Annotated in this window: 14 protein-coding genes and 2 pseudogenes; 4 read left to right on the top strand and 12 right to left on the bottom strand. The window is 67.8% G+C overall.

The genetic code is table 11. From position 1 onward, the window contains the following. Positions 1-43: 43 nt before the first annotated feature. Positions 44-1,036 carry a dihydroxyacetone kinase subunit DhaK gene (gene dhaK / locus ACWGSR_RS01625; protein ID WP_453562931.1) on the bottom strand — a complete coding sequence of 331 codons (993 nt, stop codon included), beginning with the start codon at positions 1,034-1,036 and terminating at the stop codon, positions 44-46. A gap of 446 nt (positions 1,037-1,482) precedes the next feature. Between dhaK and ACWGSR_RS01620 the strand changes: the two genes are divergently transcribed. Both ACWGSR_RS01620 and ACWGSR_RS01615 read left to right on the top strand, forming a co-directional pair. Further along, complete coding sequence (locus tag ACWGSR_RS01620; protein WP_453562929.1) at positions 1,483-5,898, top strand: hypothetical protein; 4,416 nt, start codon at positions 1,483-1,485, stop codon at positions 5,896-5,898. Positions 5,899-6,363: 465 nt separating this feature from the next. Beyond that, positions 6,364-7,474 (top strand): annotated as a pseudogene (locus ACWGSR_RS01615) (tyrosine-type recombinase/integrase). A gap of 210 nt (positions 7,475-7,684) precedes the next feature. Here the strand turns inward: ACWGSR_RS01615 and ACWGSR_RS01610 are convergent. The 7 genes from ACWGSR_RS01610 to ACWGSR_RS01580 all read right to left on the bottom strand — a co-directional run bounded on the left by ACWGSR_RS01610 (position 7,685) and on the right by ACWGSR_RS01580 (position 19,557). Next, on the bottom strand, positions 7,685-9,073 hold the full coding sequence (locus tag ACWGSR_RS01610; protein WP_453562927.1) for an HNH endonuclease: 1,389 nt from the start codon (positions 9,071-9,073) through the stop codon (positions 7,685-7,687). A gap of 395 nt (positions 9,074-9,468) precedes the next feature. Continuing rightward, on the bottom strand, positions 9,469-10,638 hold the full coding sequence (locus ACWGSR_RS01605; RefSeq protein WP_453562926.1) for a restriction system modified-DNA reader domain-containing protein: 1,170 nt from the start codon (positions 10,636-10,638) through the stop codon (positions 9,469-9,471). Positions 10,639-10,652: 14 nt separating this feature from the next. Continuing rightward, positions 10,653-12,296, bottom strand: coding sequence for an AAA family ATPase (locus ACWGSR_RS01600; RefSeq protein ID WP_453562924.1), 1,644 nt, complete (start codon positions 12,294-12,296; stop codon positions 10,653-10,655). 11 nt (positions 12,297-12,307) lie between these two features. Beyond that, positions 12,308-15,211 carry an N-6 DNA methylase gene (locus ACWGSR_RS01595; RefSeq protein WP_453562923.1) on the bottom strand — a complete coding sequence of 968 codons (2,904 nt, stop codon included), beginning with the start codon at positions 15,209-15,211 and terminating at the stop codon, positions 12,308-12,310. Beyond that, a complete protein-coding gene (locus ACWGSR_RS01590) occupies positions 15,208-18,087 on the bottom strand; it encodes a DEAD/DEAH box helicase family protein (RefSeq protein ID WP_453562921.1) in 2,880 nt (959 codons plus the stop codon). The genes ACWGSR_RS01595 and ACWGSR_RS01590 overlap by 4 nt, the downstream gene beginning before the upstream one ends. A 262-nt stretch (positions 18,088-18,349) precedes the next feature. Continuing rightward, entirely contained in the window at positions 18,350-18,742 is a 393-nt protein-coding gene (locus ACWGSR_RS01585; RefSeq protein ID WP_453562920.1) for a hypothetical protein, read from the bottom strand. Positions 18,743-18,792: 50 nt separating this feature from the next. Continuing rightward, positions 18,793-19,557, bottom strand: coding sequence for an IS5 family transposase (locus ACWGSR_RS01580; protein WP_453562918.1), 765 nt, complete (start codon positions 19,555-19,557; stop codon positions 18,793-18,795). A gap of 370 nt (positions 19,558-19,927) precedes the next feature. Here ACWGSR_RS01580 and ACWGSR_RS01575 point away from each other — a divergent pair, with 370 nt between their 5' ends. Next, on the top strand, positions 19,928-20,611 hold the full coding sequence (locus ACWGSR_RS01575) for a transposase family protein (protein WP_453562916.1): 684 nt from the start codon (positions 19,928-19,930) through the stop codon (positions 20,609-20,611). 260 nt (positions 20,612-20,871) lie between these two features. Here ACWGSR_RS01575 and ACWGSR_RS01570 read toward each other — a convergent pair whose 3' ends face one another. Together ACWGSR_RS01570 and ACWGSR_RS01565 are read right to left on the bottom strand one after the other, a co-directional pair. Further along, positions 20,872-21,150: a hypothetical protein gene (locus ACWGSR_RS01570; RefSeq protein ID WP_453562914.1), complete on the bottom strand. Its 279-nt coding sequence runs from the start codon at positions 21,148-21,150 to the stop codon at positions 20,872-20,874. Beyond that, positions 21,147-22,055, bottom strand: a complete 909-nt coding sequence (locus ACWGSR_RS01565; RefSeq protein WP_453562913.1) for a hypothetical protein — start codon at positions 22,053-22,055, stop codon at positions 21,147-21,149. Before ACWGSR_RS01565 ends, ACWGSR_RS01570 begins: the two co-directional genes overlap by 4 nt. Positions 22,056-22,111: 56 nt before the next feature. Here ACWGSR_RS01565 and ACWGSR_RS01560 point away from each other — a divergent pair. Beyond that, positions 22,112-22,469, top strand: a pseudogene (locus tag ACWGSR_RS01560) (transposase); the annotation flags it as partial. A 124-nt stretch (positions 22,470-22,593) separates the two neighbouring features. Here ACWGSR_RS01560 and ACWGSR_RS01555 read toward each other — a convergent pair. Together ACWGSR_RS01555 and ACWGSR_RS01550 are read right to left on the bottom strand one after the other, a co-directional pair. Next, positions 22,594-22,887, bottom strand: a complete 294-nt coding sequence (locus tag ACWGSR_RS01555; protein WP_453562911.1) for a putative quinol monooxygenase — start codon at positions 22,885-22,887, stop codon at positions 22,594-22,596. A gap of 109 nt (positions 22,888-22,996) precedes the next feature. After that, the gene (locus tag ACWGSR_RS01550; RefSeq protein ID WP_453562910.1) at positions 22,997-25,552 is read right to left on the bottom strand and encodes a GH32 C-terminal domain-containing protein; all 2,556 of its coding nucleotides are present in this window, start codon (positions 25,550-25,552) and stop codon (positions 22,997-22,999) included. Between the last annotated feature and the right edge of the window lie 209 nt (positions 25,553-25,761).

The raw sequence follows: 25,761 nt of genomic DNA, 5'->3' as shown, positions 1-25,761 counted from the left end.
GCCTCCCGCTCCCGTGCCGTCGTCCGTCGCTCCGCCCTCCGCCTCACAGTCCCCAGCGCAGGGCGGGGGTCCGCACGGGCGCGTCCCACAGGCGCAGCAGCTCCTCGTCCGCCTCGCACAGGGTCACCGAGCAGCCCGCCATGTCGAGCGAGGTCACGTAGTTCCCCACCAGTGTCCGGGCCACCGGCACCCCGCGCTCGGTGAGCACCCGTTGCACCTCGGCGTTGAAGCCGTACAGCTCCAGGAGCGGGGTCGCGCCCATCCCGTTCACCAGGGCGAGGACCGGACCGGACGGGCGCAGGTCCTCCAGGACGGCGTCGACGGTGAAGTCCGCGATCTCCCGCGAGGTCATCATGGCCCGCCGCTCGCGGCCCGGCTCGCCGTGGATGCCGACGCCCAACTCCAGCTCCCCGTCCGGGAGGTCGAAGGTGGGACCGCCCTTGGCGGGGGTGGTGCAGGCGCTCAGGGCCACCCCGAAGGAGCGGGACCGCTCGTTCACCCGGCGGGCGATCGACTCCACGCGCTCCAGCGGGGCCCCCTCCTCGGCTGCGGCCCCGGCGATCTTCTCCACGAACAGCGTGGCCCCGGTGCCGCGCCGCCCCGCCGTGTGGAGGCTGTCCGTCACCGCCACGTCGTCGTTCACGAGCACCTTGGCGACCTGGATCCCCTCGTCCTCGGCCAGCTCCGCCGCCATCTCGAAGTTCATTACGTCCCCGGTGTAGTTCTTGACGACGAACAGCACTCCGGCACCACTGTCGACCGCGGCGGCGGCCCGCACCATCTGGTCGGGCACGGGCGACGTGAAAACCTCGCCGGGGCAGGCCGCGGCGAGCATCCCGGGCCCCACGAACCCCCCGTGCAACGGCTCGTGCCCGGACCCGCCGCCGGACACCAGCGCCACCTTCCCCGCCACGGGCGCGTCCCGCCGCACCACGACCCGCCGCTCCACGTCCACGGTCAACTCGGGATGCGCGGCGGCCATCCCGCGCAACGCGTCGGCGACGACGGTCTCCGGGACGTTGATCAGCATCCTCATGGGTACCTCCTGATGAGACTAGCAGGCATGTGGCTGAGCAGGCTTTTCGCAGGTCAGAGCGAGGGAGGCAGGTTATTGATCTTGGTGGTTCATGGTGCTCAGAGACGGTTTCGCGCGGTGCTGATGCTGACCTGTTGCTGACTTTTCTGACTGCCCGTCAGGGGCGGGTTGGGCTGGGTGCTCTTTGCGTCTGTGCATGATGGCGCAATTATCTACATGGGGGCGCGGTCGCGCACTGGTACGTCATGGCCAGAGGTGGCCGATCTCATGCCGACAGGCCTCGTGTGGTGCCTTGGGGCTCAGCTGTGGCTGGTTGGATGGCGAGTGTCCACGTGGAGATGCATGCTCGAAACGCAGGCCACGGATGGGCCGGCAGGCAATACAGTTCTTGGCCGTGGACTCCCCGGTGAGGAGTCCGTTGCGGTGTCCTGGGGAAGTGATGAGCGATGGGGCTGGCGGGCGGGGCGGCAGACAAAGCGGGCAACCGGTACGAGAACTGGTGGACCGCGCTGAAGGTTGCGGACCTCCTGCGCGGAAAGGCCTCCCGGATCCGTCTTGAACCTCCGGGGCAGGCCGGTGAGGGCATCGAGTTCCAGCTCGTGGCCAAGGGGGAGACCTGGTGCGATCAGGTGAAGGACGTGCCTTCGAAGGGGCCATGGGCGCTGAAATCCGCAGCAGCCCTTCTCGCGGCCGTCTCCGGCCACCTTGTCGGCGGCAGGAAAGTGCGACTCGTTCTCTCGACCGGGGCACCCAGACTGCACGACCTCGCCGGCCGTGCGAGGGCCGCTGTCACCCTCGCCGAATTCGAAGAGATTCTCACCGACACCCAAGGGAACGACTTCACGGTCCTGTGTGGCACTTGGGCCGATGACGGCAGACCCGTGGCCCGGGAGACCGCCTGGCGGTACCTCCAGTCCGTGTACGTGGAGCACCACCCGCCGGAGAACCTGCGCCAGCTGGTCCACCTCACTTACGAGCAACTGTTCGTAGGGAATCCTGAGGGAATCGTCAGGCAGCTGAGCGGATACCTGGACGACAACCTCCACAAGTGGCTCACCGGGTCCGAGATCCGCAACTACTTGCTCTCTCTTGAGGGAGTTCGACCCCGGCTATTGGCCGGGGACAGCAATGCGCTCAATGCCCTGGCGGACACCAAGGACGGGTTCCTGCGGCGCGTGCGCGGTAGGGCGCCCGCCTGCGGACTGGCCGCGCGCCCTCACCTCGACCAGCTGCACGGTCGATTGGTGGCCGAGGACGGTCCGCAGATCGTGCTGTGCGAGGGACGGGCGGGCTCGGGCAAGTCGACGGTTGCCGCGGATGTACTGGAACGGCTCGCAGGCTACGGGTGGCCGATCGCCGCCGTTCGTATGGACCGAGCCGATCCGTCGGTGCGAACGGCAAGGGACCTCGGCGCCATGATGAATCTGCAGGATTCGCCCGGGATCCTGCTGCCCGGAGTCGCCGACGGGGGGCCTGGGCTCTTCGTCATCGACCAACTGGACGCTGTCAGCCTGCACAGCGGTCGCATGGCGGATGTTTTTGATGCCGTTGAGGATGTTCTCGCTCAACTCTCGGTTGCGCCGAACATCAAGGTGCTCTTGGTGGCCCGCACCGTCGACATCGAACAGGACGGCAGGCTCAGCATACTGATTACAGCGGATTCACGAGCCGAAAGATTCCCAGTGGGGGAGCTGGCCGAAGAGTCGGTGCGCGCCGTACTCACCGCGAGTGGGAACGATCCCGACAGCCTGAGCCCGGTGACGCTGGAGCTGCTGCGCACCCCTCTGCACCTGGCGGTCTTCAGCACCCTCCCCCCTGCCGCCCGCGCAGTGTCCTACCGAACTCTGCAGCAGCTCTACGGCAGTTACACCAAGGAGGCGCGCAGATGTGTCGGAGTCCGTAGGGAACGCTTCGACTGGCAGGGCATCACCGGCGCTCTGTGTGCCTTCATGAGCGAACGGGAGAGTCTGCAGGCGCCCCTCGCTCTCCTCGACAACTATGCGCCGGAGGATGTCGAGGCCTTGAAGTCGCAAGGGGTCCTCGTGGGCGACGAGGAACATGTCGGCTTCTTCCACGAGACCTACTTCGACTACCTCTTCGCCCGGTCCTTCCTCACCACCGGAAGGGACGTCCACGACTTCCTGGCCGACTCCGGCCAGCATCTCTTCAGAAGGGCACAGACCCGCCAGATCCTCGAGCACCTCGCCGGCACGGACCGCGACCGGTTCCGTGAGACCACGGCACGGCTGCTCAACTCCACCCGGATCCGGTCCCACCTGCACGACGTGATCACCACCGTCCTCGGACAGTTTGACGCGACCTCGGCGGACTGGCTGGCTATCGAAGCGTTCGCCTGGGGCGCGAGCCCAGGGGCGCGCAAGGTGCGCCGACTGCTGGCGCTGCCGGCCTGGTTCGATGCGGCGGACCACGACGGCAGATGGGAACGCTGGCTGGGCGCTGCCGAAACTGTCGATGCTGCGTTCGCCGAACTGCTCGTCGCGGCACGGCACAGGCCAGAGCGGACAACAGAACTGGTACGCCCCCACATCAGCACCACACCCGAATGGCGACAGCGTCTCCTCACGCTCATGGAGTGGTCCCTCACCCCAGGCCTCGTCGACCTGGCCATCGACCTGATCCAGAGCGGACAGGCCGACGAGGCACGCGGCCCCCTCGCGAACAACAGCGACTTCTGGTCCCTGCTCTACGGCCTCTCCGAGACCGCCCCCGCTCAGGCAGCCATGCTCGTCGGCGCCTTCCTCGACCGAGCACGGACCCGAGAGCTCCCCGACAGCAGCAGCAAGCCGTTCGGGGGCGAGTACCTCTCGGCCCACTCGCAGACCGCCGACACCGTCCTGTCCCGGATCGCTGACGCCGCGCCCAAGGCCTACGTGGACAACATCCTGTCCTTCGTGCTCCGCACCTCCGAATCCGACGAAACCTCCGACGGGAGGTCAGGCAGTCGCTGGTCGTATCGGCAATGGGACGGCAGCAGCGTCAGCGCCGAGCTGCTCTCGGCCCTCGACACTACCTTCCGTGCCCTGCCGGCCGCCGACCCGGCCGCCGCGGTCGACGCGCTGTCGAGACTGAGTGAATCGGCAACGGAGATCGCACGCTTCCTGACCTGCCGCCTGCACACCACCCTCGGGGCGGCTGACGAGGCGCTCGACTGGCTCTGCAGCGACCAGCGAAACCTCCGTCTGGGCTGGGTGGACAGTGCTCGCTGGGCGTCCCGTGAACTCATCGCGGCCACCACGGCCGACTGCACCGAGGACACCCTTGTCCACCTGGCCGAAGTGCTTCTCGGGTACTACCCGACGACGGAGCAGCACCGAGGGGTGAAGGGAGATCCCAGCCGTTGCGGCTGGGGCCAGTACGAACTGCTGTCGGCGATCGACCCCGCACGTCGCAGCGACAAGGTTCGACGGAGGCTCGACGAGCTGGAACGGAGGTTCCCTGGAATCATCCCCTCCCCGCCCTCGGGGGTCGTCACCGCGTGGGCCACTTCTCCGATCAGCGACCGTGCGGCGGCGCACATGACCGACGAACAATGGCGTCGCGCTTTGGACAAGTACGCCAAGCCCCGGGCCGAGCGGTCGTGGCCGCCCCAGGGCGGCGTGCACGAACTCGCCGGCACGCTCCGCGCCCGAGCCGGACAGGAGCCCTCGCGCTTTGCCGCCTTCGCCCTCACCCTCGGACGCGACATGCCCGGGGCGTATCTGTGCGCGATCGTGGAAGCAGCCGCACCCCATCTGGAAACCGGGACATGGGAGAAGCTGGTGCTTCACACCCACCGGACTCTCGGCGAGGAGGCAGCCTCCACGGTGTGCCGTGCGCTCCAGGCCACGCCCGACCATTTTACCTCCGCCCAGCTCCCCCTCCTCACGAGCTATGCGACGGCCTCCAGCCCCGAGCGGGACACCCGCGACCTGGACGGAGAAGGAACCCGCACAGATCTGCTGACCGCAGGTCTGAATGCCGCCCGGGGCCAAGCGGCCATTACATGCGCGACCCTTCTCTTCCGCGACGCCCGCCACTTGTCCGAACTCAGCCCTCTCACCCTCCGACTCGCCACCGACCCGGTACTCGCCGTCCGCGTCTGCGCCGCCGAAGCCGTCCGCGCCTTGATGAACCACGATCCGCAGACCGCGCTGGACGCGGCGGACCAGCTGATGACGCACCAGGACCTCAACGTCCACAACGCGCACACGACCCAGCGCCTGCTCATCGGAGCTCTGGCCCGAGATCCCTCGCGATTCGCCCCCCATCTTGACGCGGCCCTCCATGGTCCACGGCAGACAATGGAGCTCGCCGGGCAGACCTGGGCCGTGGTGGCGCTCCAAGGAAACGCCACGCCGGACTTGCCCACCACGATGCAGCAGCTGGACACCGCGGCCCGTCGTGGCGCGGCCACGATCCTTGCCGGCGATCCCGACCACTACACACGCCTCCTGCCGCTGCTCGATGATGACGACGAAGAGGTTCGCAACAACGCGTCGGCCGTGATGAGGCACGCCTTCGACCTGCTTCCCTTCCAAGCCGACGAGCTTGTCCAGGCGTTCATCGCCAGCAAGGCTTCCTCCGACAACCTGGGGGAACTCGCCCTCGCACTCCACGACCCGACCGGCCCCCTCCCGCCGGCGGCATTGGACGCCTGCGAGCACATCGTCGGCCAGGCGGGCGCCGATCTGGCCGACATCCGAACCCGTCATGCGGCTCATGGCCGTCATGTGGTGACGGCGGTCCTGCGGCTGTACCGCCAAAGCCCGCCCTCCATGCGCAGCCGTTGTCTGGACATCATCGACGCCCTCTCCCGGGCCGACGCCCCAGGCCTTCACGCGGCACTGGAAGGTGAACGCTGACCTCATTGCCATGCGATTGTTCTGGCTGACGCCCGGAACTGGGAATGGCCACCGCGGCCGGAATGCTCGAAACCACGACCGACCACCGCTTGATCCTTCCGCCCGCTGCCGCCGACCGCGCGGGGCCCCCGTGCCCTCCACAGACTCCCCTACGCGGCATAGGAAGATGCGGTAGCTCTGTCGGCGCTATCGGAGTCATGTCGACAAGCGGTCAGCTTGAGTTCGTAAGAACCCGGCGAACGCTGCCCGGCGCGCCAATACTGCCCACTCTGTTCAAGTCCAAGATCTAGCGTTTGGGTGTTTTCGCAGTTCAGGGCCCTGATTGCCGCCTCCAGGTCAGCAAAAGGTCAGCATCAGGCCGGACGGTGTCCGGCTTGCTGACCTGCACCCGCGGCAGGTAGCGGCTGCCCCGCCCGACGCCCTGTTCGGAAGGCTTGATACATGGCTCGACAGCTCGCTCGTGGGATGGGGTCGTTCTTCAAGGAGTGCGGTTGCTCCAGGCCGACGCGTTGCCCGCACCCTTACACGATTCGGTTCCGGGATGCTCTTGGTAAGCAGTGAGAAGAGGCTGGCTACGACACGCAGGACGACGCGATCGAGCGCCTCACGCAGTTCTACGCGGAAAAAGACAACGGCACCATCCGTTGCCGAGGTTCGCCGCGAACTCGGGCAGCAGACGATCGCGGAATATGCGAAGCAGTGGCGGCCTCGTCAGCGCAAGATGACGGAGTACTCGACGGGATGCCACGTGGACAGCTCCATCAACGTGCACATCGTTCCTCGTCTCGGGTCGCGGAAACTGAACTCGGTTACGCCTATCGTGGTCGAGCGCTTCTTGGACGAGTTGGAGACGGACGGGGTGGGGTGCGGAAACCAGGTGAACATCTTCCGTGTCCTCAAGGCGATTCTCCGGGACGCGTATGGCTAGGGTGTCATGGCGGACGATCCTGTGAGGGGCGTCCAGGGACCGGATTACGTTCGCAAGAAGGTGGTCATCCCGTCGCTCACCTATGTCAAGAAGGCGCTGACTGTCGCTGACGAATATCTCGCGCTTGAGATCGTCATGATGGTGGGCTGCGGTTTGCGGAACGGGGAAGCCCGGGCGGTGAACATCAACAATGTGGTGGCGGATGACGTCTATCGGGTGCATGAGCAGATCTATTCCAACACGCACAAGCCGGCGAAGCTGAAGCACCGCAAGGCGGGGGAGTTCCGGGAGGTCCCTCTGCCGCGCTCCGTGAAGGAATCGATGAAGCGGTACGAGGAGGAGCACGGCACCACGAAGGAGGGTTATCTCCTGCGCGGCCCGAGCGGGTACTACACGGAGCCGATGGAACGCCGGCGTGTGCAGAGGCTCTTCAAGGACCTCCCAGCAGAGGATGGTGTCGGGATGTACGGCTTCCGGCACTATTTCGCCTCGAACGCGCTCGGGAATGGGATACCGATCACCGACGTGGCGGAGTGGATGGGGCACAAGTCGATCGAGGAGACCTATCGCACGTACCGGCATCTGATGCCGGGCAGTATCACCAAGGCCGCCCGCATCCTGGATGCCGGTCTGTGGGAAGCCGCCTGAAGGGACTACGGCTGACAGCAGGTTCTTCGTCTGCTGGTGGTACACCTGCCCACACGACTCTGACCGGCACGAACAGGCGGTTGAAAGTCCAGACTCAGAGCCACTGGCCCGTGTATGGTACGGATCTTGGTCCTGGGGCACCCTCCGCGAGAAGCGCTAGGCACCGCACACACCATCAGCCAGCTTGTCGGTGCCGATGAAGGGGCAGGTTCATCGAGCCGCGGCGAGCAGTTCCTGGTGTCTGGCTAGGGCCGTAGTGCGAAGGAGAGCACGAAACTCGTCGGTCACCTTCCCGCGAGTCTTCAGGGCATGGCAGTTCGGGCACAGAGCGATCATGGCTTTGGGAAGGTCCGCGCCACCCTTGGCGTGGTCGTCTATGTGATCCACTTCCAACAGGTAGGAGCCATTGCGGCTGAGTGCCGAGGTGTAGCGGGGATCAGGGCAGCGGGGGTTCTCGCAGCCCCCTTGGCTGCGCTCGAGCACCGCGTGGCGGGATGCGGCGATGCGGCTCAGCCGCTGACCACCTTGGGGCCGGCGGCGGTGGCTCTTGCCGTCCCGCACAGCGTGCTCCGCCCGGGCATTCAGCTCCGCGTAGCGCAGAGCCGGATCTGCCATGCGGCGCAGTAGGGCAACGGTCATCCGGCAGCGGTCGAGTGCGTCGGCGGCCGGTTCCTCGGTCGGTAGTGCGAAGTGACCGGCGGCCGAGTCCCAGTCGCTGTGGAACTCGCCGTGGCGCAGACGCGCGCACTCCCAGCGGCTGCGGTTCAACTTCGTGAGTGTGATCGCCGTGTCCGGCCACAGGGCACCGTAGGGGAGGCCGTCCCGTAGCCAGGCGTACTCCAGCCCCGCGTAGATCGCGGCGTACTGGAGGTTGCGTCCGTAGGTGACGACGCGCTTGCCCTGGAGTCTGCGCAGCAGGGTGTCAGCTACCTCGCGGAAACGGGGGGCGGCTTCGAGTTCCGCAGGGCCGGTATGGCCGAGTCGAAGCTGCTGCAGGTATGTCGTTTCCCATTCGGGGTTGATGAATTGATGCCATCTCTTGCGGCCACCGGCCGAGGTGAGTGCTATCTCATAGGGCACGGCCCGTTCCAGAGGCGGGGTGGACGGAGCAGGTGACCCGATGGCGCTGACGGCCAGAATGACCGTATCGGGGTCGTCGAGGACATCTTCTGCCCAACGGATCGCAGCATGGCGGATGGCTTGGGCTTCGTCGGCATCGGGTGGCGCCGAGAAGGGGAGAGCTTGATCCGCGCGGTAGACAGGCGACGGCGGATATACGGTCTCTTCCCATTCCGGCGTCGTGCGCCCGGTGCTTGTGGGCGCCCCGGGGATGGCAATCAGCTGCGGAGGCCCGAGTACGTAGGCGTCGGGACGGAACAAGTTCGACGCGCGCAGCCCTGCCGCCTTGAGCTGGCCGGCGGACTTCAACCCTTTCGGCAACTGTGGGTAGCGCTGAAGCAGACTCCTCAAAACGTCGTTCGGCTGTGCGTCCGGGTTCTGGACGTAGACCGGTGCGCCGAACCCGGCGGGGGTGGCACCGCACACCACATGCTGCTCTCCCACGGGGCTGAATGAGACGGTATCGAACTCTTCGAACATGTGAAGCTGTTGACTCCATGGCGACGGACGAGGGCCTGGAGTGAATCTAACCCGACAGGCTCGTGGCCCGAGCTGTTGCGGTCCGGTCAAGGCCCCCTTTCAAACGCGGGTTGGCTCCGTGCCTGCAGTGACCGACTGCCGCCTCCACGGAACGGGCCCCGGCCGCTGTCTACCAGCGTCCGCGTCTCATCGCACCGCCTCGTCTCTCAGTTGTTGTCAGAGTACGGGACAAGTTCAGCCCACTGTCCTGGCGGCCGCCATGCTCGCAACGTTGAGTGAGTTTGAGGGGGAGTGGACCGCCGTGATGGTCCATTTATTTCCGATGAGTGACGTTCGTTCTGACGGTGTCGGGCTGGTCAAGCCGTTTGGATGAGCGTGGTGGCAGGCGGTGTCCTTCAGCCGTTTTGGGTGATCAGGAAGTCGCGCAGGTCGGAGAGCGTCCGGGTCGTGCCGTCCACCGTCAACGACCAAAAGGTCCACCCATCAACCTGGTCGTCGCCGGTCGCCATCCGCGCCGCGGACGTGGGCGTGGCCAAGGGCCGCTGGAAGCACATGATGCTGCCGTCCGCCAGCAGGGTCGCCCTGGCCGGGCCCCGTTTCCCTCGGCCTGTCAGCGCGATCCCGCCTGCGGAGAACGCCTCGGCGGGTAAGGCGGCCACCAGGGTCCGCAGGTCAATGCGATGGCCCGTCGCCGTGGCTGCAGGGGGCTCGGTTCCGTCGCTCGCGCGTTCGGCGACGTCGTTTCCCGCCCCTCCCTCAAGGGGCGCGTCGTCTCCCGAGTGGTCGTGGGCGAGGACGGCCAGGCGTTCAGCCGCAGCGGCCGCCGCGCTCCACTCGGCGGTCGTCTGGGTCAAGTGGTCGAGCTCGGTGCGGGCGTACAGCGCCGCGCCGGCGTGGCCGCCGCTGGCGAGGTACAACTGGACGAGTCCGTCCACCCTGCCGATCAGGGTAGATCTGCTCTCGATGAGTAGGTCGGAGTTGAGCGCGAGCATGCGTATGGTCTCGTCCACCCGGCAGAGGTCTCGTGCCACTTCGTCTTTGGAGTACGGCCGCTCGGGACGCCGCCGAGCATAGCCCTGCCCGTCGAATCCCATAAGTTCGGCATCTTCGGCCACCACGGGATCGAGCAGAACCGGTAGCTCACCATCCAGACTCCCTCCCTCCGATGCGCGTTGCCCTAGCAGGGGGAAGCGGGCTCCCTTGCCAGGACCGGCGCTCTGATTGCCGTAGCGGGCACCGCCGCTGTTGCAGTGGTGGCAGGAGAGACGATAGTTGGCAGGGTCGTAAGCGAGCCACCAGTACCCGCGGCGCTCCGCCTCACCAACGACGACGGACTTCGGCCGGTAGTGGTCTATGTGGTAAGGCGAGCGGACGAACCTGGTCTCGCAGTACCAGCATTTCTCCCCGATGAGAGCGATCAGCCGGTCGCGGATCGCGTCCTCCCGCCACATCTCGCGGAAGGAGAGCTCCTTGTCCGCGTCCTTCGCCTCCTTATAAAGCTTCGCGAGTTCCTTAGCGGCCCGCTCTGCCCACTTCTGGGGTGCGGTGAGTCCGCTGTTGTCCACGTGGCGCACCGGGATCAGACCCCCCGAGAGAAGCGCTCGTCGAAGAGCACACGTGCAGTCGTTTCTAGCTCCTCGCCCGTCATAGTCCCGTTCCGGGCTCGTTCGACGAGTTCCGTGCGCCGACGGTGCAGTTCCGCCAGGAAGGAAGAGAGCACCTTATCGCGGCGCCATGTGGCGAAGCCCAGTCCGTCGAGCTGCTCGGTGACCTCTTGGAGTTCCTGGCGAGCCTCGGGGTCGTCCTCGGCCACTGGTATGAGGCGGTACTGGGTGTCGATCAGGTCCTGGGTGTGTTCATCGAGTTGGCTTCGGAGACGGAATAGGTCCGAGGTGAGCAGCCCGCCGGCCCCCTGGCCGCGCGGGGCGGTCTCCGGGACGAGCGCCGTGGTCCGTCCGTCGGCGTCCGTGTCGAGTACCCGGATCTGCTGCCGCAGCATGTTCGAGACGAGAAGGGGCTCGTGGGTGGCGGCGATGAACTGCGAGCGCTGTCCATCGCCGAGCATGCTCTGGACTGACGAATACCAGCGTCGGCTCCACTCGGGGTGGAAGTGTGCGTCGGGTTCGTCGAGCAGGAAGAGCGACTCCTGACCACGCTGCAGCCGTAGTAGACCGAGGACGGTGAGGATCTGCTGTTCGCCGGAACTCAGCTGGTCCGACCGGACGACGGCGCCATCCGCCTTGCGGACGCGCACGTCGACCGTCAGGTAGCCAGCCATCTGAAGAGTGGAAAGGAGCCCGAACATTGACAGGTCGCTGTCGAAGAGGTTGCGGAAGGCGAGCAGGTCCTCGGGGCTGCTCATGGTGAGGGCGAACCCGTCGTCGGGGGTGCCAGCGCTGTACAGCGGGTCCGATTCCGGCACCGGTCCGAAGCGGCCGGATGCTGCCGCCTCGGCGAACAGGGCGCGCGGCGGCCCGCCCAGCCCCCAGTACGGCAGGGCCGACAGATCCTCCCCTACCGACGCGGGGGCGCGCAGGTGCAGCGTGGCGGATACCACCCCGTCCACCCTGGCCTGCTCCCTGAGGTAGTCGCCGAAGACGTCCGCCCACTGGCCGGCCAGGGAGAGCAGGACCAGGGGGAGCCAGTCGGGCGTGCACAGGAATCCCGGGGCATATAGCGGGCACGTGATCGGCAGCTCCAGATGTTCTGACCAGACCCCCTCCTCGTTCTCCGGCCGGTCCTGCCAGGCAAACCAGGACTCCGTCCACTGCTCGCGCCACGTCGCCAGCTCCGCCTCGGCGAAGTGCACGTGGCGCTCGAACTCGGAGCCCCAAGGGACCCGGCCGTGCACCTGATACCCGAAGACGTGGTCGGGAAGGTGGCGGAGCCAGTCGTGACGCGGTGTATCGTCGCGCGACCCGGCGGCGTCCGTCACCCACATGACCGGATCCGCCTCGGCGGACGGCTGCACGATCTCGACGGTCGTGTCGCGGAGCCGGTAGCGCACCACGTATCCGAAGTCCGTACGGCCCGAATGGCCGAGGGTGCAGCGGTAGAGAGCCCCGAAAAGCTCCGCGAGCGCGTGCAGGATCCGGGACTTCCCGCCTCCGTTGGGGCCAATCAGTACGGCGATGGCCTGCCCCTTGTCGACGGCGCTCTCCAGGTCGAGGGTGAAGTCCCGCAGGCCGCGGTAGTCGGGCAGCCTCAGTTGCAGCAGCTGCATTGGATCCCCCCTCAGCCGGACCGGAACGTGCGGGCATCGCGCGGCGGCGTGAGTTCCTTCGCAAGCCTGGCGAACCGTCGCCAGGCGTCCTCCAGCCGCTCGGAGATCTGCTGGGCGATCAGGTGCGGCTCTGAAACCTCTCCCAGCTTCTCCTCGCGCAGGTCGGCGTAGAGGTCGAGGTTGGCTCCGGGCGTAGCGAGGAGCGCGTCGACGGAGTAGGGCTTGAACACCGGTGACGCGGCGCGAGTCTCGGGCGGGTGCCCGGGCCGGTAGGCGGCGACGAACGCGTCGAGACCGGAGCCCGGGGAATAGGCGACGGCCGTGTGTCCGGTCCGCGCGTCGTAGACCCAGAGCTGGCGGGTGGCCGGCGATCCGTCGGGGCGGGCCGCGGCCTTCTCGAAGAACAGGACGTTGAGCTTTACCCCTGAGAAGCCTGCGGAGAGCCCGATGGGGAGGCGGAGCAGGGTGTGCACGTCGCACTGTTTCAGCAACTGTCTCCGTACCCGTTCCCCGGCGCCCTTCATGAAAAGGACGCCGTCCGGTACGACGACAGCGGCCCGGCCGCCGATCTCCAGCAGGGTGTAGACGTGCTGGACGAAGTTGAGCTGCTGATGGCTGGTGGCCTCCCAGAAGTCCGGCCGGGTGAGGGCGAGCTCCTCGGTGCCATGGAGGTCGGACGCGCCGGTGGACGAGGTCACTGAGCGTCGCTGCCCCATGGGCGGATCAGTGAGGACGAGGGTGGCCCGGCGGCGGGGGCTTACCGCGAGGGAGTCCCGCACCTCGATGGCCGCCCGGTTGCCGTCGAGGCGCTCGACGCCGTGCAAGAACAGGTTCATGGTGGCGAGGCGCGCCGTCGCGTCCACCAGTTCCGTCCCGCGGATCGCGCCGTGGGCCAGCTGCTCGCGCTGGTCGGGCGGGACGCCCGGCGGGAGGTGCCGGGCGATGTGCTCGAAGGACCGCACCAGAAATCCCCCGGTGCCTGCGGCCGGGTCCACGATCGTGTCCTCGACGGTCGGACGGCAGCACGCGACGATGGCGTCGATGAGCTCCCGGTGGGTGAAGTACTGGCCTGCGGCGGTCCGGTAGTCTTGAGCGCACCGGGCGAGGAATGCATCGAAGACCGGGGCGCGCCACTCCGGCCGCTCGTCCCACCACGGGAGCCCCTCCCCGACCTGTTGAATCAGGTTCTGGAGGTGCAGCGGGCGGCGGAGGCGGTTCTGGGCCTTGCGGAAGATGCGGCCGACTACGCCGCCGCGCTCGCCAAGCTCCGCCAGCAGGGCGCCATAGTGCTGGATCAGTTCCGTGCCCTCGTGCAGCGCGAGCTCGTCCCAAGCGTCGCGCCCCAAGACGTCGACGCGGTTGAGGGGTCGGCGCCGCAACTCCTGCGCCGTCTTGAGGAAGAGCAGGTATGTCACCTGCTCGCTGTACTCCAAAGCTGTTAGGCCGTCGTCGGTCAGTAGCGGGAAGGAGGACCAAAGGTGCTGGGCCTGGCGCTCCACCTCAGGTCGGTTGACAGGCAGTCGTGCGGGCGTCGTCGGCGGCACGGTCACTGCTCCCTTGAGTCGTACGTCGTTCTCGCTACTCGGCGCTGCGCCGCGGGGCAGCCTGCCCGCGAGGGCCTGCTCCCGGCAGCCGTCACGTAGCCGGTCCGCCATTGTCAAGGCTTCCTCGGTCGAGGCCGTAACAGAGGTGAGTCCGCTGTTCCACGCCTCCAAGGAGGCCAAGAGCGTGCCTTGTTCGGCGAGTGGAGGCACGGGTACGGGAGTCTGCCGCAGCTGGTCGAGACCCAGGGAGGCTAGGCCGACTGTGCTCCGTGCGGCGCCCCATAGCCAGCTTCGGCCGGGCCCGTTCGCGTACAGGGCGAGCAGCCGGGGGTGCAGGGCGTCCCCGGTCATACGGACCCGTGCCACGTGGTGGTTCGGTACGTACGTGCGATGTGAGGAGTCCTGTTCCCACACCCGGGCGAAGCCGAGGCTGTCGGGCTGTCCGCTCAGCACAAAAAGGACGTCCCCGGGGCTCAACCGGGTCGTCTCCGCTCTACGGGCGTCCAGCCGCACCGTCGGTATCCGCTCGTGTGCCCAGCGCTCGCCCCGGAGCTCGGCCGGGCGCAGGGAGCCCACCTCGACCTCGTGCGGGTCGTCGGCACGCCGGCTGTTTGTCACGGGCCCGCGTACGACTTCGGCCAGCTCGCCGAGGGTGGCCCATCGCCATCCCTCGGGGACGGCGGGCAGGGGAGCACGGTGGGCGCCTGCAGAAGACTCCGGGTCCGCGTGCGGCCCGTTCGTGGTGTGGCCGAGGACGCCCCGGTCGATCACGAGGGCGCGGAGGTCTTCCACCCGCCGCAGGATGTCGCGGACGGCGGCTTCCTCATCGTCGACCCTGGCGAACCAGAAGGCGAGAGAGGTCTTGATCCGCTCCTGCTCTGACCGTGGGGGCAGCGGCAGCCGAACCCGTTCCAGATCCCGTGCCGCGATGTGCCCCATGCCGGTGCCCTGACGCACGGACGACTCGATCTGGCGCCGTACGGCACGGGACGCCCACGCCAACACCAGGTACTCGGGATCGATCAGCCGCTCGTCGATCCTCACCCGCACCATGGTGCCGGGGTACGTCGTGGGCCTGGTGGTCTCGCGGACCAGGGCGGCCCGCCCGATCCGCGCCCCCGGCCCGCCATTGCGGCTCATCAGGATGTCGCCCGGCCGGATCAGATGGTCGGCCGCTTCCGCTTCCGCTGCCGACGCCCACGGACCTTCTCGGGACTCGGCGAGGTCGGCCGTCGCCGACCGCAGCGCGGGCAGGCGCAGGACGGGCACCCCTCCCGGGACGGCCTGACCGGACCGGCCCGCCGCCAGCGGCTCGCGCAACAGCTCGCCCAGCGGAACCTCGGTCCAGCCGAACGGTAGTCCCGCCCTCACGCCAGCACACTCCGCAGCTCGTCCAGCAGGCGGACCGCACCCTGCTCGCCGAAGGCGCGCAGGAAGCCCGACGTGCCGCCCCTGAGGGTGAAGGGAACGGTGTCGAGAGATGCGGTGGTGAAGTGTCCGCCGGCCGCCGTGCCGTCCGCGATGTGCTCCATCCACCAGACCTGGTCGGAGTCGAAGGACCGTCCCCCGCGCTCCTGGTGGTCGATCCACGCGTCGAGCCGTTCGAAGACCTGGTCGCGGTAGGGGCGCGGGCGCGGCTCCAGGCCCGCTTCGTGCCGGACGAGGGCAAGGAGGTCCACGGGCCCCTTCGCTGTCCGCGGCCGACGGGGATCCGGCACAGTGACACCGGCGCGTTCGTACGCGCTCCAGATCCGCTCCGCTGTCAGGCTATGCGGCGGTCGTGCCAGAGACTCGGCCCATGAGCTAAGCATCCGGACGTCCCCCTCAGTCAGGGCCCTTGTTCCGGTGATCAGCTCCCGTGCCGGGCCGTTGCCCGCCCGGAGGAAGGACCGCCAATGCTCCATGACCTCGGCGTCGTCGACCGTTGCGGCAGCGGCCGGTGCCTCGTACGCGTCCTTCTCTCGCCCCCGCTTCCTCATTGAGGAAGATTGACCAGCATGGTGCCGTGTGACGTCGACCGGATCCACGACCACGCAGTGGGTTTTGGCCGACGCGCCGGGGGTGACCGCCCGCAGTTCCGCTGGCGCGATAGGGCGCGTCCCGACAGCAAGCATCTGGAAGTACCGATTTGAGGACTTGACGTCCTGCAGGAACAAGAGGCATTCGACGGGGGCGATGTCCGCACCGGTGAGCGGGCCCACCACGACGATGACCCGCAGTTCGACTGTGTTACGGAACTGCGAGAGCCACAGGTGCGGTGACCCGCCGTTGAGTCTCACCTTCTGGCAAAAGCCAGGCCCCTGCCCGAACACCGTGCGCAGAGCGTCGACCACCTCGTCTGCATGCCGGTCGTCGGCCGCGTAGACCACGGTCTTGGGCAGCGCCACATTCTCGGAACCGAGCCACTCCCGCTCGGGGAACATCGACGGCAACCCCTCTTTGAACGCCGTGAGCGCGGCGTGGAGCGCTTGGCCGCTCACCACGGAGCGACGGCGACCGAGGGTCTCCTTCGCGTCGAGGTCCAACTCCTCCAGGGTGTCGGCCGCCCACTCCGGTCGCGTGTCGAGGCGGCCAATGCGGTAGATGGTGATGTCCACGGCTCGGCCGTCGGCGACGGCGTCCGCGAAGGTGTAGGAGCTGACCAGATTGCCCTGGAAGACCTTCAGCGCCTGGTCCGTCGGGGTAGCCGTCAGGCCGAGCACCGGCGCGTCGAAGTAATCGAACAGCGCGCGCCATCGGGAGGAGACGGACCGGTGACAGTCGTCGGCGATAATGAGGTCGAAGAACTCGGGGGGTAGATCGGGGCGGTAGCGGACTCCGGACGCCGGTTTGCCCCCGGACAGGACGTTGTGAAGCCGCTGCACGGTGCTTACAACGACCTCCTGGGATGGCACGACGTCCGAGCTCAGCCGCTCTACCCGATACGACTCGGTGAACTTCCGGCCGTCTTCGCCAGGACCCGAGTACGCCGCGAAGGTCGCCAGTGCCTGCCTTTCGAGGTCCACCCGGTCAACTAGGAAGAGAATTCGGCGGGCCCGGGCGTGCCGCAACAGGCGGTAGGCCACGGTGACGGCCGTGACCGCTCGGCCGCCCCCCACGGCGATCTGGACAATGGCCCGGCGCTCGCCCCGGCGCAGCGAGCTCTCGAACGCCCGCACCGCGTCGTACTGCCACGACCGTAGAACACTCTGGGCATAGCCATCATCATCGAGGTCCGGAAGACGGCGGCGCACGCGGCCCCGAAACGTCGGCGCCTGGGGATCGGCCACGGCCTCCCGCAGCCAGCGGGCCACGGTATCCGGCTGGTGGAAGCTGAAGATCTCCCGGAAGCGCGGCTCGGGGTCATCCCCGTTCTGAAACAGCACCCGGACGCCGTCGGTGGCGTAGGTGTAGGGCATCCGCTGCTCCGCGGATGCCGTCGACGGGGTGCCAGCCTCACTGGGCCGGGCCAGCGCAGCCCGCAGATCCTTGCCGCGGGGCCGCACCTCAACGGTGCCCACCGGCCGGCCGTCGACGCGGAGCACGTAGTCTGGTCCCGCTGCCTGGTCCGGTTGGGTCGCGCCACGCACCGCAACCCCCCGCACCAGTAGCTCGTGCGGAGCGTCCGAATCATTCCGTACGGCCCATCCTGCCTCGGTCAGCAGATCCGCGACGCGCCACTCCGCCTCCAGGAGGGCCGAACGTGCCTTCAGGGGCGCGTGGGTGGCCGTCTCAGCGGGCGCACGCCGGTCGAAGGACCGCCGCAGCACGGGGGCGTACTCGTCGAGCAGGGCAACCCGGGTGGCCAAGCCAGTCACTTGCTCCCGCATGGGGATCTGCCGGTGCGGTGAGCCTACCGGGGCGTCTTCCCATTCGGCCGGCGGGACGAAGGAGAGCGCGTCACGCACTCCGGTCCGCAGCCGGAAGTACCAGACGCCCAGGTCGAAGCAGTGGCGTACGAGACGTCGGGCACGGGACCGGTCGTCCGGTCCGGCCTCGCCGTCTGGTGTGAGGTCGCCGGAGCGGCGCAGTTCGGCCAGCACACGGTGCACCGGGCCGTCGCTGGAATCCGGACCGAGCAGCCGGACGGACTCCGCGGTCAGGACCTCCGCGAACTGCCGGGCCTGGGCGAGGGACCGCTTCGGGCGGTCGTACGCGTCGGCCTCAGCACCCGCGCCGTACACCAGTAGGAGGGGCTCCAGCGGCAGCAGAAAGCCGAAGTTCGCGGAAGCGGCGGCCAGCTGGGCCAGGGCTTCCTCGACAGCCACCTGGTGCACTCGGCCCACGTTCCCTTCACTCTTCGTCAGCGTCACCGGCGACCGTGGCACGGCGTCGAACAAGCACCCCAAATCTATCGCTTCAGGTCGGGCCTCGAGGCCCGACCTGAAGGGACTGAGGTCCCCGAGACGCGGGAGATGGTGACAGTGAGCCTTTTCCAACCTCAGGTCGAAGCGTGGTGAAGGACGAGAGCGGTCTTCACGAGGCCGTTCCTGGTGGCCCGCACCAGGGATGGGCCCCTCGTCCGTTCGTTTAAGAAGCCCGGATCGCCCGATCGATCTCCGCGCCGGTGCGGGCCACGACGACGGGCCACTCGTCCCTGAGAGCGGCAGGCAGAAGGTCGCGGTCCTCGTCCCGCTGAATCATGGTTGGTCCGCCCGGGACGACGAGCACGGCGTCCAGCCGGCGCAGCAGGACGGCCAGGAGGTCCATGATTCCGCCGCCTCCGAAGCGGTTGAAGGTGATGTTGTCCGGGCTGGAGATGAACACATACGCCTCCTCCCTCTCCGCCGTACACACCTGCAGGAAGTTCGTCCGGGGGTCCCCTGCCACCACATAGGGGTCGAGGACCTCGTGCGCAGCACTCATGTCCAACCGGGTCGGCTCACCGTTCTCGAACCGGCACACGAAGATGTCGAAACTCATGGAGTCTTTTCTAGCCCCAGGTCGAGGCGTGTGAAGGACGACGGCCTACCTCAGTTTGTGCAGTTCAGGTGCAGGGTGAGGATCGCCTGGACGAGCCTGGTGATGCGATTGGTGCTGCAGCGGAGTTTGCGTAGCAGGCGCCAGGTCTTCAGGGTGGCCATGGCCTGCTCGCCTAGGGCCCGGATGCGCGCGTGGGCGATGTTGACGGCTTGCTGACCTGCGGACAGTCGCTCCCACCGGCCGCGGAGGGGGACCCGGACGGTGCCGTCGGCGCCCTGGTAGCCCTTGTCGGCCCAGCAGGCCAGGCCGCCGTCGGTAAGGGCATCGATGATGCCGTGGCTGCGGGCCGCCTTGATGTCGTGGACGGCGCCGGGCAGGGCGGGCGAGGCCCACAGCAGGCGGCCGAACGGGTCGGCGAGGACCTGCACGTTCATGCCGTGCTTCTTGTGCTTCCCGGAGTAGAACGGGCGGTCGGCGGCGATCCGGTCGATCGCCAGTAGTGTCCCGTCCAGGATCACGAACGCCTTGCGGGATGCGGCCTTGACCGCACTCGCCAGGTCCGGGGCGAGCTCGGACAGGACCTCGACAGCTTCGGCGATGTACCGGTAGGCGGTGGTGGTGCCGACGCCGAAGCCGGCCGCAAGCTGGGCATAGGTGTGCCCGCACCGCAGGTGGGCCAGGGCCAACAGGGCCTGGCAGCCGGTGGTCAGCCGCCGCCAGCGGGTGCCACGCTCGCGGCGATGGGCACGCAGCCGGGCGGACAGGAAACGCAGAGCGGAACTCGACACGTCGATCCCCGACGGGTACACAAGCATGTGAAGCCTTTGGCGGAGACGGTTCTCTCGGTCGAAAACCCATCTATCAGGGGCTTCACTGCGCTGTCAGCCCAACTGGCGATCACAGAGACCAGGTTGGAAAACGCTCAGTGTGCCGTCCATGATTCATGACCACTCCACCGCGTCGGCCGGGTGGGCGGCGGGCACGATGGCCAGCAGCGACCGCAGTCGCCGGATCACCCTGCACGCAGTCGCCGGCGAGACCCCGAAGAGCGGAGCGCGCCGCCACATGGTTGACGAGCTCGTGCACGGTAGGTGGTGAGGCGTCGATCTTCTGATCGTCGATCATGGTCGTGTGGTGGGGAACGCGTCTCGTGCAGCGATCATCAGCGACCGGAGGATCACGGGCTTGTCGGCCGACGTGATCGCTGAACTCGTTTCTGAGCTTGGCCCGTTGTGGCATGGACGGCACCGGGCCAGGCTTGCGTCCAGGCTCCGGAAGCGGGCGATCGGTGCCGGCGCGAAGCACCGGTCGGTCTTCGTCGACCGGCTTCTGGCCGCCCTCGTGCATTTCCGGCACGCTGCCACGCGCGACGTGCTGGCCTGCTGGTCCGCAGTGGACCGCTCCACCGTCACCCGCGCCGTTGGTGAGGCGCGGCCACTGCTCGCCGAACGCGGCTGCACCATCAGTCCTGGGGTGCGGTTGCGGACCCTGGCCGAGGTCATCGACCACCTCGGCGCCGACGGGAAGACCGGCATCATCGACGGCACCGAGATCCGGGTCCGCCGGCCGGCCGCCGGACGCAAGGACCGGGACAGGTTCATCTCCGACAAGAGCAAGCAGAACGCCGTCAAGACCATGGTGGTCACGGACAAGGACGGACGGGTGTTGTTCTGCAGCCCGGCCAAGCCCGGAAGCTGCGCGGACATCACCCATGCTCGCCGGTTAGGTCTGGTCAAGTTCCTGACGGGCGGACCCGCGGTGGAGATCCTCGCCGACGCCGGCCATCAAGGCCTGGGTGCTCAGATCGGCGGACGGGTGATCACCCTGACCGCACCGCAAGTTCAAGAAGAATGCTCCGGACCGGTATGAGGAGATCCACGAGCGCCGACGCAAAGCGCACCCCCGAGGCGGATCCGGGTCGAGCACGGCATCGCCCACTTGGAAAACTGGCGTGCCCCGACCCGCCGTCTCGGCCGCCGCGAAAACATGAGTCACACCATCCAGGCCGTCGCCGGTCTAGTGTCTCACCAGCAGACAGCGAACCTGGCTTCGGCATGGCAGATGCGAACACGGAACCATGCTGAAGCCTTTGACACCTCACCGCCTACCGTGCACGAGCTCGTCAGGTTTCAGTCTTCCTGGGCAGCGGGAGGTCGGCAGTCGAGGACTCGGACGAGGACTGGGGCGGTGTGCTGGAGTGCCTGTTCCTGCTGTCGGCTTTCGATTTCATTCTTGGTGTGCCTCGGTGAGCAGCGTTTTCTGCTCGTTGAGTCCCGAAGATCGCAGTCGAAGAAGCCGACCAGGTAGATGCCCGCGGTGTGGGGGCGGCGTAGGTAGCGGTCTACAAGCTGCTCGGTCAGTGCGGTATCCAGTCCGGGGTTCCAGCAGCCCTTGCTCTCGATGATCACGGCGAGGGGATCGGCCTGTGGGTGGGGGCCGTGGCCTGGATGTGGATGTCGGTACGGCCGCTGCTGGTGCCTGGGCGGTCTACCTGGACCTCGCGGTTCAGGATGATGCGCCTGCCTGTGAGGTGGATCCTCAGCAGACTCGTGACCAGGTCGCTGAAGTCTTCTTCCCACATCGGCCACATCGCGCAGACCTCTTTGGCAGCGGACCGGTTCCATAGGAGGATGGCCATGCCATGGGGGCCTGAGAGTGCTTGTTGTACGTCGTCGAGTGCTCCCATGACGACATCGAGGAGCTGGGTTTCGTTGGTAATGACGCGCAGGGCGTGGTCGGCGGCCAGCTTCCGTAGTTGAGGTGCGGGCAGCGGCTCGTGCTGGTTTCGGGCGGCTTGGCGTGCGGTGTGGCGTGCCGGAGAGCGGAGCCGGTTGGGGTTGTGGGCGGTGCCGGACGCGGCCATACGGGTGAGGCGGTTGGCTGCCCGGTGGGTTTCTTTGTCGGCGATCAGTCGGATCAGACTGTCGGCGAACTCGTGGAGTGTCTCGGTGGATGTGGCCTGGTAGGCAATGCCTGGTCCGTGGTCAGGCAAGGGGCAGTGCAGGTCGTCTCTTTGACACAGGCGGGTGTAGAGGTCAGCCAGGTCGTCTTCGTTGAGGGCGGTGATACCCGGGGCCGAGATGTGAAGATGGTCGGGATAGAGGGCGATCCGGTCGATGACGGTGCGGAAGAGGGCATTGCCGTGGTCGAAGGCCCGGCAGATGTGGTGCCGGCTGTCCGACAGGCTGGTGTGGGACATCAGGATGCGGACCGCGCTGATCCAGCGTTTCGTGTCGTCGTCCTTGGTTGTGGGCAGGGTGGCCGCAACATGCTGGGTATGGGCCAGAGCAGCGTCGTCGCCAAGGTTGACCAAGAGACCTGTCACCGCTGACCAGGACTCGCTCGGGCGCCCGTCTGCGGCAGCCGGTCACGTACGAGAGCGAGGGTCTGAAGCCCATGGTCCTCGGTCACCGAACCGAGACACGACCCCCACCGAGGCCGCCGCTTCAGACCCCGGCGCCTGCACGCCGACAAGGTCTACGGCATCCCTGAGCTGCGGAAATGGCTCCACGGCAAACACATCGGCGTCCGCATCGCCCGCGAGGGCACCGAGTCCAGCGAACGACTGGGGCGCCGCAGATCGGTCATCGAGCGCACGATGTCCTGGCTCACCGGCTACCGCGGGCTCAACCACCGCCACGAACGCCGTCCCCGCAACTACCTGGCCTTCCTCGGCCTCGCCGCAGCCCTCTGCTGCTACAAACGGCTCGTCCGCCTCACCACATAGGACACGGTCCAAGGCAGCGGCCGGGTGGCAGTGCCGGAGGCGAGGCCGGCACGACGCCTTGATCTTCTGCGCACGGTGACGCACGAGCAACGCGGAGTGCGGGTGCGAGGTGGTCGCCGGTTCCTCAGCCGAGCGGGTTCAGGAAGGTGAGCACGGACTCCTCCTCCTGGATCAACGGCTGGAGGACCGCGTTGAACGGCGGACCGTAAGGTGCCGCCAAGTGGGCTTGGAAGGCGGTCTCGTTCGCGTACACCTCGAAGATCCAGTACGCCAGGGGGGCGGATTCCTTGGTGTACACCTCGAACGCCAGGTTGCCGGGCTCTTCGCGGACGCGGGCGGCGTAGTCCTGGACGAGCTCGGCGACGCGTTCCTCGTTTCCGGGGAGCACGGTGAACTCGGCCAGCAGCGTCTTGTTCATGCTCTGTCTCCTGTCTCTCGCCGGTGACACCGGCAGGGCGGAACGGTGGGGACGCGGGCCGACATGAACCGGTGGCCACCTCCCCACCGTCGGCGGGCTGGTCAGGCGGTCAGCTGCGGTACGGCCGCATCTGCCGGACGTCGGCGCTGTCCAGGCGGGCGGAGCCGCCTTCGGCGAAGAGCTGGATGCCGTCGCTGTCCGGGTCGGGGAAGATCTGGTCCGTGATCACGGCCTCGCCCTGACCGCCGAACACCTCGACCGAGGACCAGTCGACCAGGATCCGGAGCTCGATCTTGCCGTTCCTGGTCGTCAGCGGTGCGCGCTGGACGCCGGGGAAGTCGCGGTGGAAGTCCACCGCGCCCGAACGCGTCCGGTCGACGTACAGCTCCTGGGTCTCCCTGTCGTAGCCGATGACGGTCTCCTGGCCCTGACCTGTGCGCACCTTGAAGCCGAAGCGCTTGGCGTCGGCGAGGGTGAACGTAGCCCGGATGTCGAGTGCCTTGCCGTCGGCGCGGCCTGCTGCCAGAGGCGCGGAGCCTTCCGCGATCCTGGTGCTGCGCACGCTGGTCAGGGAACCGTGGAGCGAGTTCACGGTGGACACGGGCCGCTGCGTCAGCCGGATCCTGCCGTCCACCGTGCGCAGGGCCATCTCCCGCGGGATGCTCTGCGCGCCGCGCCAGGGGGAGGTCGGGGTGTCGTTGCCGTACTGCCAGTTGTTCATCCAGCCGATCATGCTCCGCTTGCCGTCCGGGCTGTCCTCCCAGGAGACGGCCGCGTAGTAGTCCTTGCCGTAGTCGACCCAGTCGGCTCGCTGGAGGAGCGAGCGGGCGGGCTGGGCGGCGGCGACGAAGTGATCGGCCATGACATGGCCCCAGCCGCCCGTGTTCATGTCGACGATCTGGACGGTGGCCCGCTTGCCCTGGTGGGCGCGGAGGTCGAAGGAGGCCCAGTCCAGGACTCCGCTGTCCGCGCCGGTCGCGCTGTGGACGACCTTGCCGTCGATGAGGAGATTGACCGCGGTCTCCGTCGAGCGGGGCTGTGCGGGGGTGTCGGACAGCATGACCTGGTCGAGCAGGATGTGTCCCCAGCCGCCGGTGTTCTCGTCGACGACCTCGATGCGCGCGGTCCGGCCGGCGAGGTCGCCCAGCTCCCAGGAGACCCAGTTGAGCGCCTCCGAGTCGGTGCCGGTGGCGCTGCGCACCGTCTTGCCGTCGACGACGAGCCGGACGGCGGTGGGCGCGTCGGATCCGGAGGGGTGGTTGCCTCCGCCGACGAGGAGGTTGAGGTGCTTGGCGGTGATGGTGAACTCGGGCGAGGTGAGGGTGCCCGTGGTCGCGTCGCCGCCCAGGAACGTGTTCACCAGACCGGTGCCCGTGTGTCCGGACACCGGGGTCTGCCCGGGGAGGGTGCCGCGGGCGGGCCCGTTGCCGAAGGCGGTACCGGTGGTGGTCCAGGATCCGTACGCGTCCTGCTCGAAGTCGGCGAGGACCTTGCCCGCGGGTGCGGGGGAGTCGCCCGTCACGGAGTCGGGGACGTGCGGGTGGCGGCCTCCGCCCACCTTGAAGTTGAGGTAGGGGCTGGTGACGGTGAAGGGCGCGGAGGTGAGGGTGCCGGTCTCGGCGTCGCTGCCGTGGAAGCTGTCGACGTAGCCCCTGCCCTCGAACCCGCTCGTGCCCGAGGGGTCGGGCACCGGCGAGGGGACCGGTCCGTCGCCGAAGGCGGTGCCGGTCGTCTGCCAGGTGCCGTAGTCGGCTCCCTCGAAGTCCTGCGTCACCACTCCGGGGGGAGGCGTGTAGGAGCCGTCGTCGTCGGCCGTGAACTTCGTGCCGTCGAAGTCGCCGACGAAGTACTGGGCGGCCGAACCGCCGGCGATGCCACCGGGGTTGATGTTGACGACGAGCACCCACTTGGTGCGCTTGGGGTCGCCGTCGACGGGCAGCGGAAACAGGTCCGGGCACTCCCAGACTCCGCCCACGGCGTTCCGCGGGCCGAAGTCGCTCAGGTGCGTCCAGCTCTTGAGGTCCTTGGAGGAGTAGAACCGGACCTTGTGCTCGGTGGACAGTGACACCGTCATCAGCCAGCTCTTGGTGGGTGCGTGCCACTGGACCTTGGGGTCGCGGAACTCCTTCGACCCGATGTCGAGCACGGGGTTGCCGGCGTACTTGGTCCAGGTGCGGCCGCGGTCGGTGCTGTAGGCGAGGGACTGGGCCTGCTTGCCGGTGTCCTTGTAGTGGCTGGTGTAGACGGCCACCATCGCGGGGTTCCGCCCGGTGCCGAACCCGGTGGTGTTGCCGTGGTCGACGACCGCGCTGCCGGAGAAGACCATTTCCTTGTCGTCGTGGGGAATGGCGAGGGGCAGCTCCTGCCAGCGCACCAGGTCCTTGCTGACGGCGTGGCCCCAGGACATGTCGCCCCAGGTGCTGCCGTTCGGGTTGTACTGGTAGAAGAGGTGGTACTCGCCCTTGAACCAGACCAGTCCGTTGGGGTCGTTCAACCAGTTCTTCGCGGGGCTGAAGTGGAACTGCGGGCGGTGCGTCTCCGTGTACGGCCGGCTGTCCTCCGCCGCCGCCTGCGGGGCGACGGCGGAGACGGTGAGCGCGCACGTCGCCATCACGGCGGCGGTGAGGCGCAGCGGGACACGGCGGAGTACGGGGGCTCGGCTCATGGTTTCTCCTGCACTGGGGGCGGCGGCGTCGTGGCCGCGTCCGCTGCGGTGGTACGACGCCGGGGGATTCGCAGTGCCGGGCGGTGGGGGCGACCCGGAGGATGGGTGTCATCGATGACATAAGACAACGATGACACCCAGTGCGGAGTGATGATGTGCGGGCATGGGGTCGCGCGTCAATGGTTCGGCCCGAGTTCGTTCTGGCCGCC

The organism is Streptomyces sp. NPDC055632, assembly GCF_053618675.1.
This window is presented reverse-complemented; position numbering and strand designations above follow the sequence as displayed.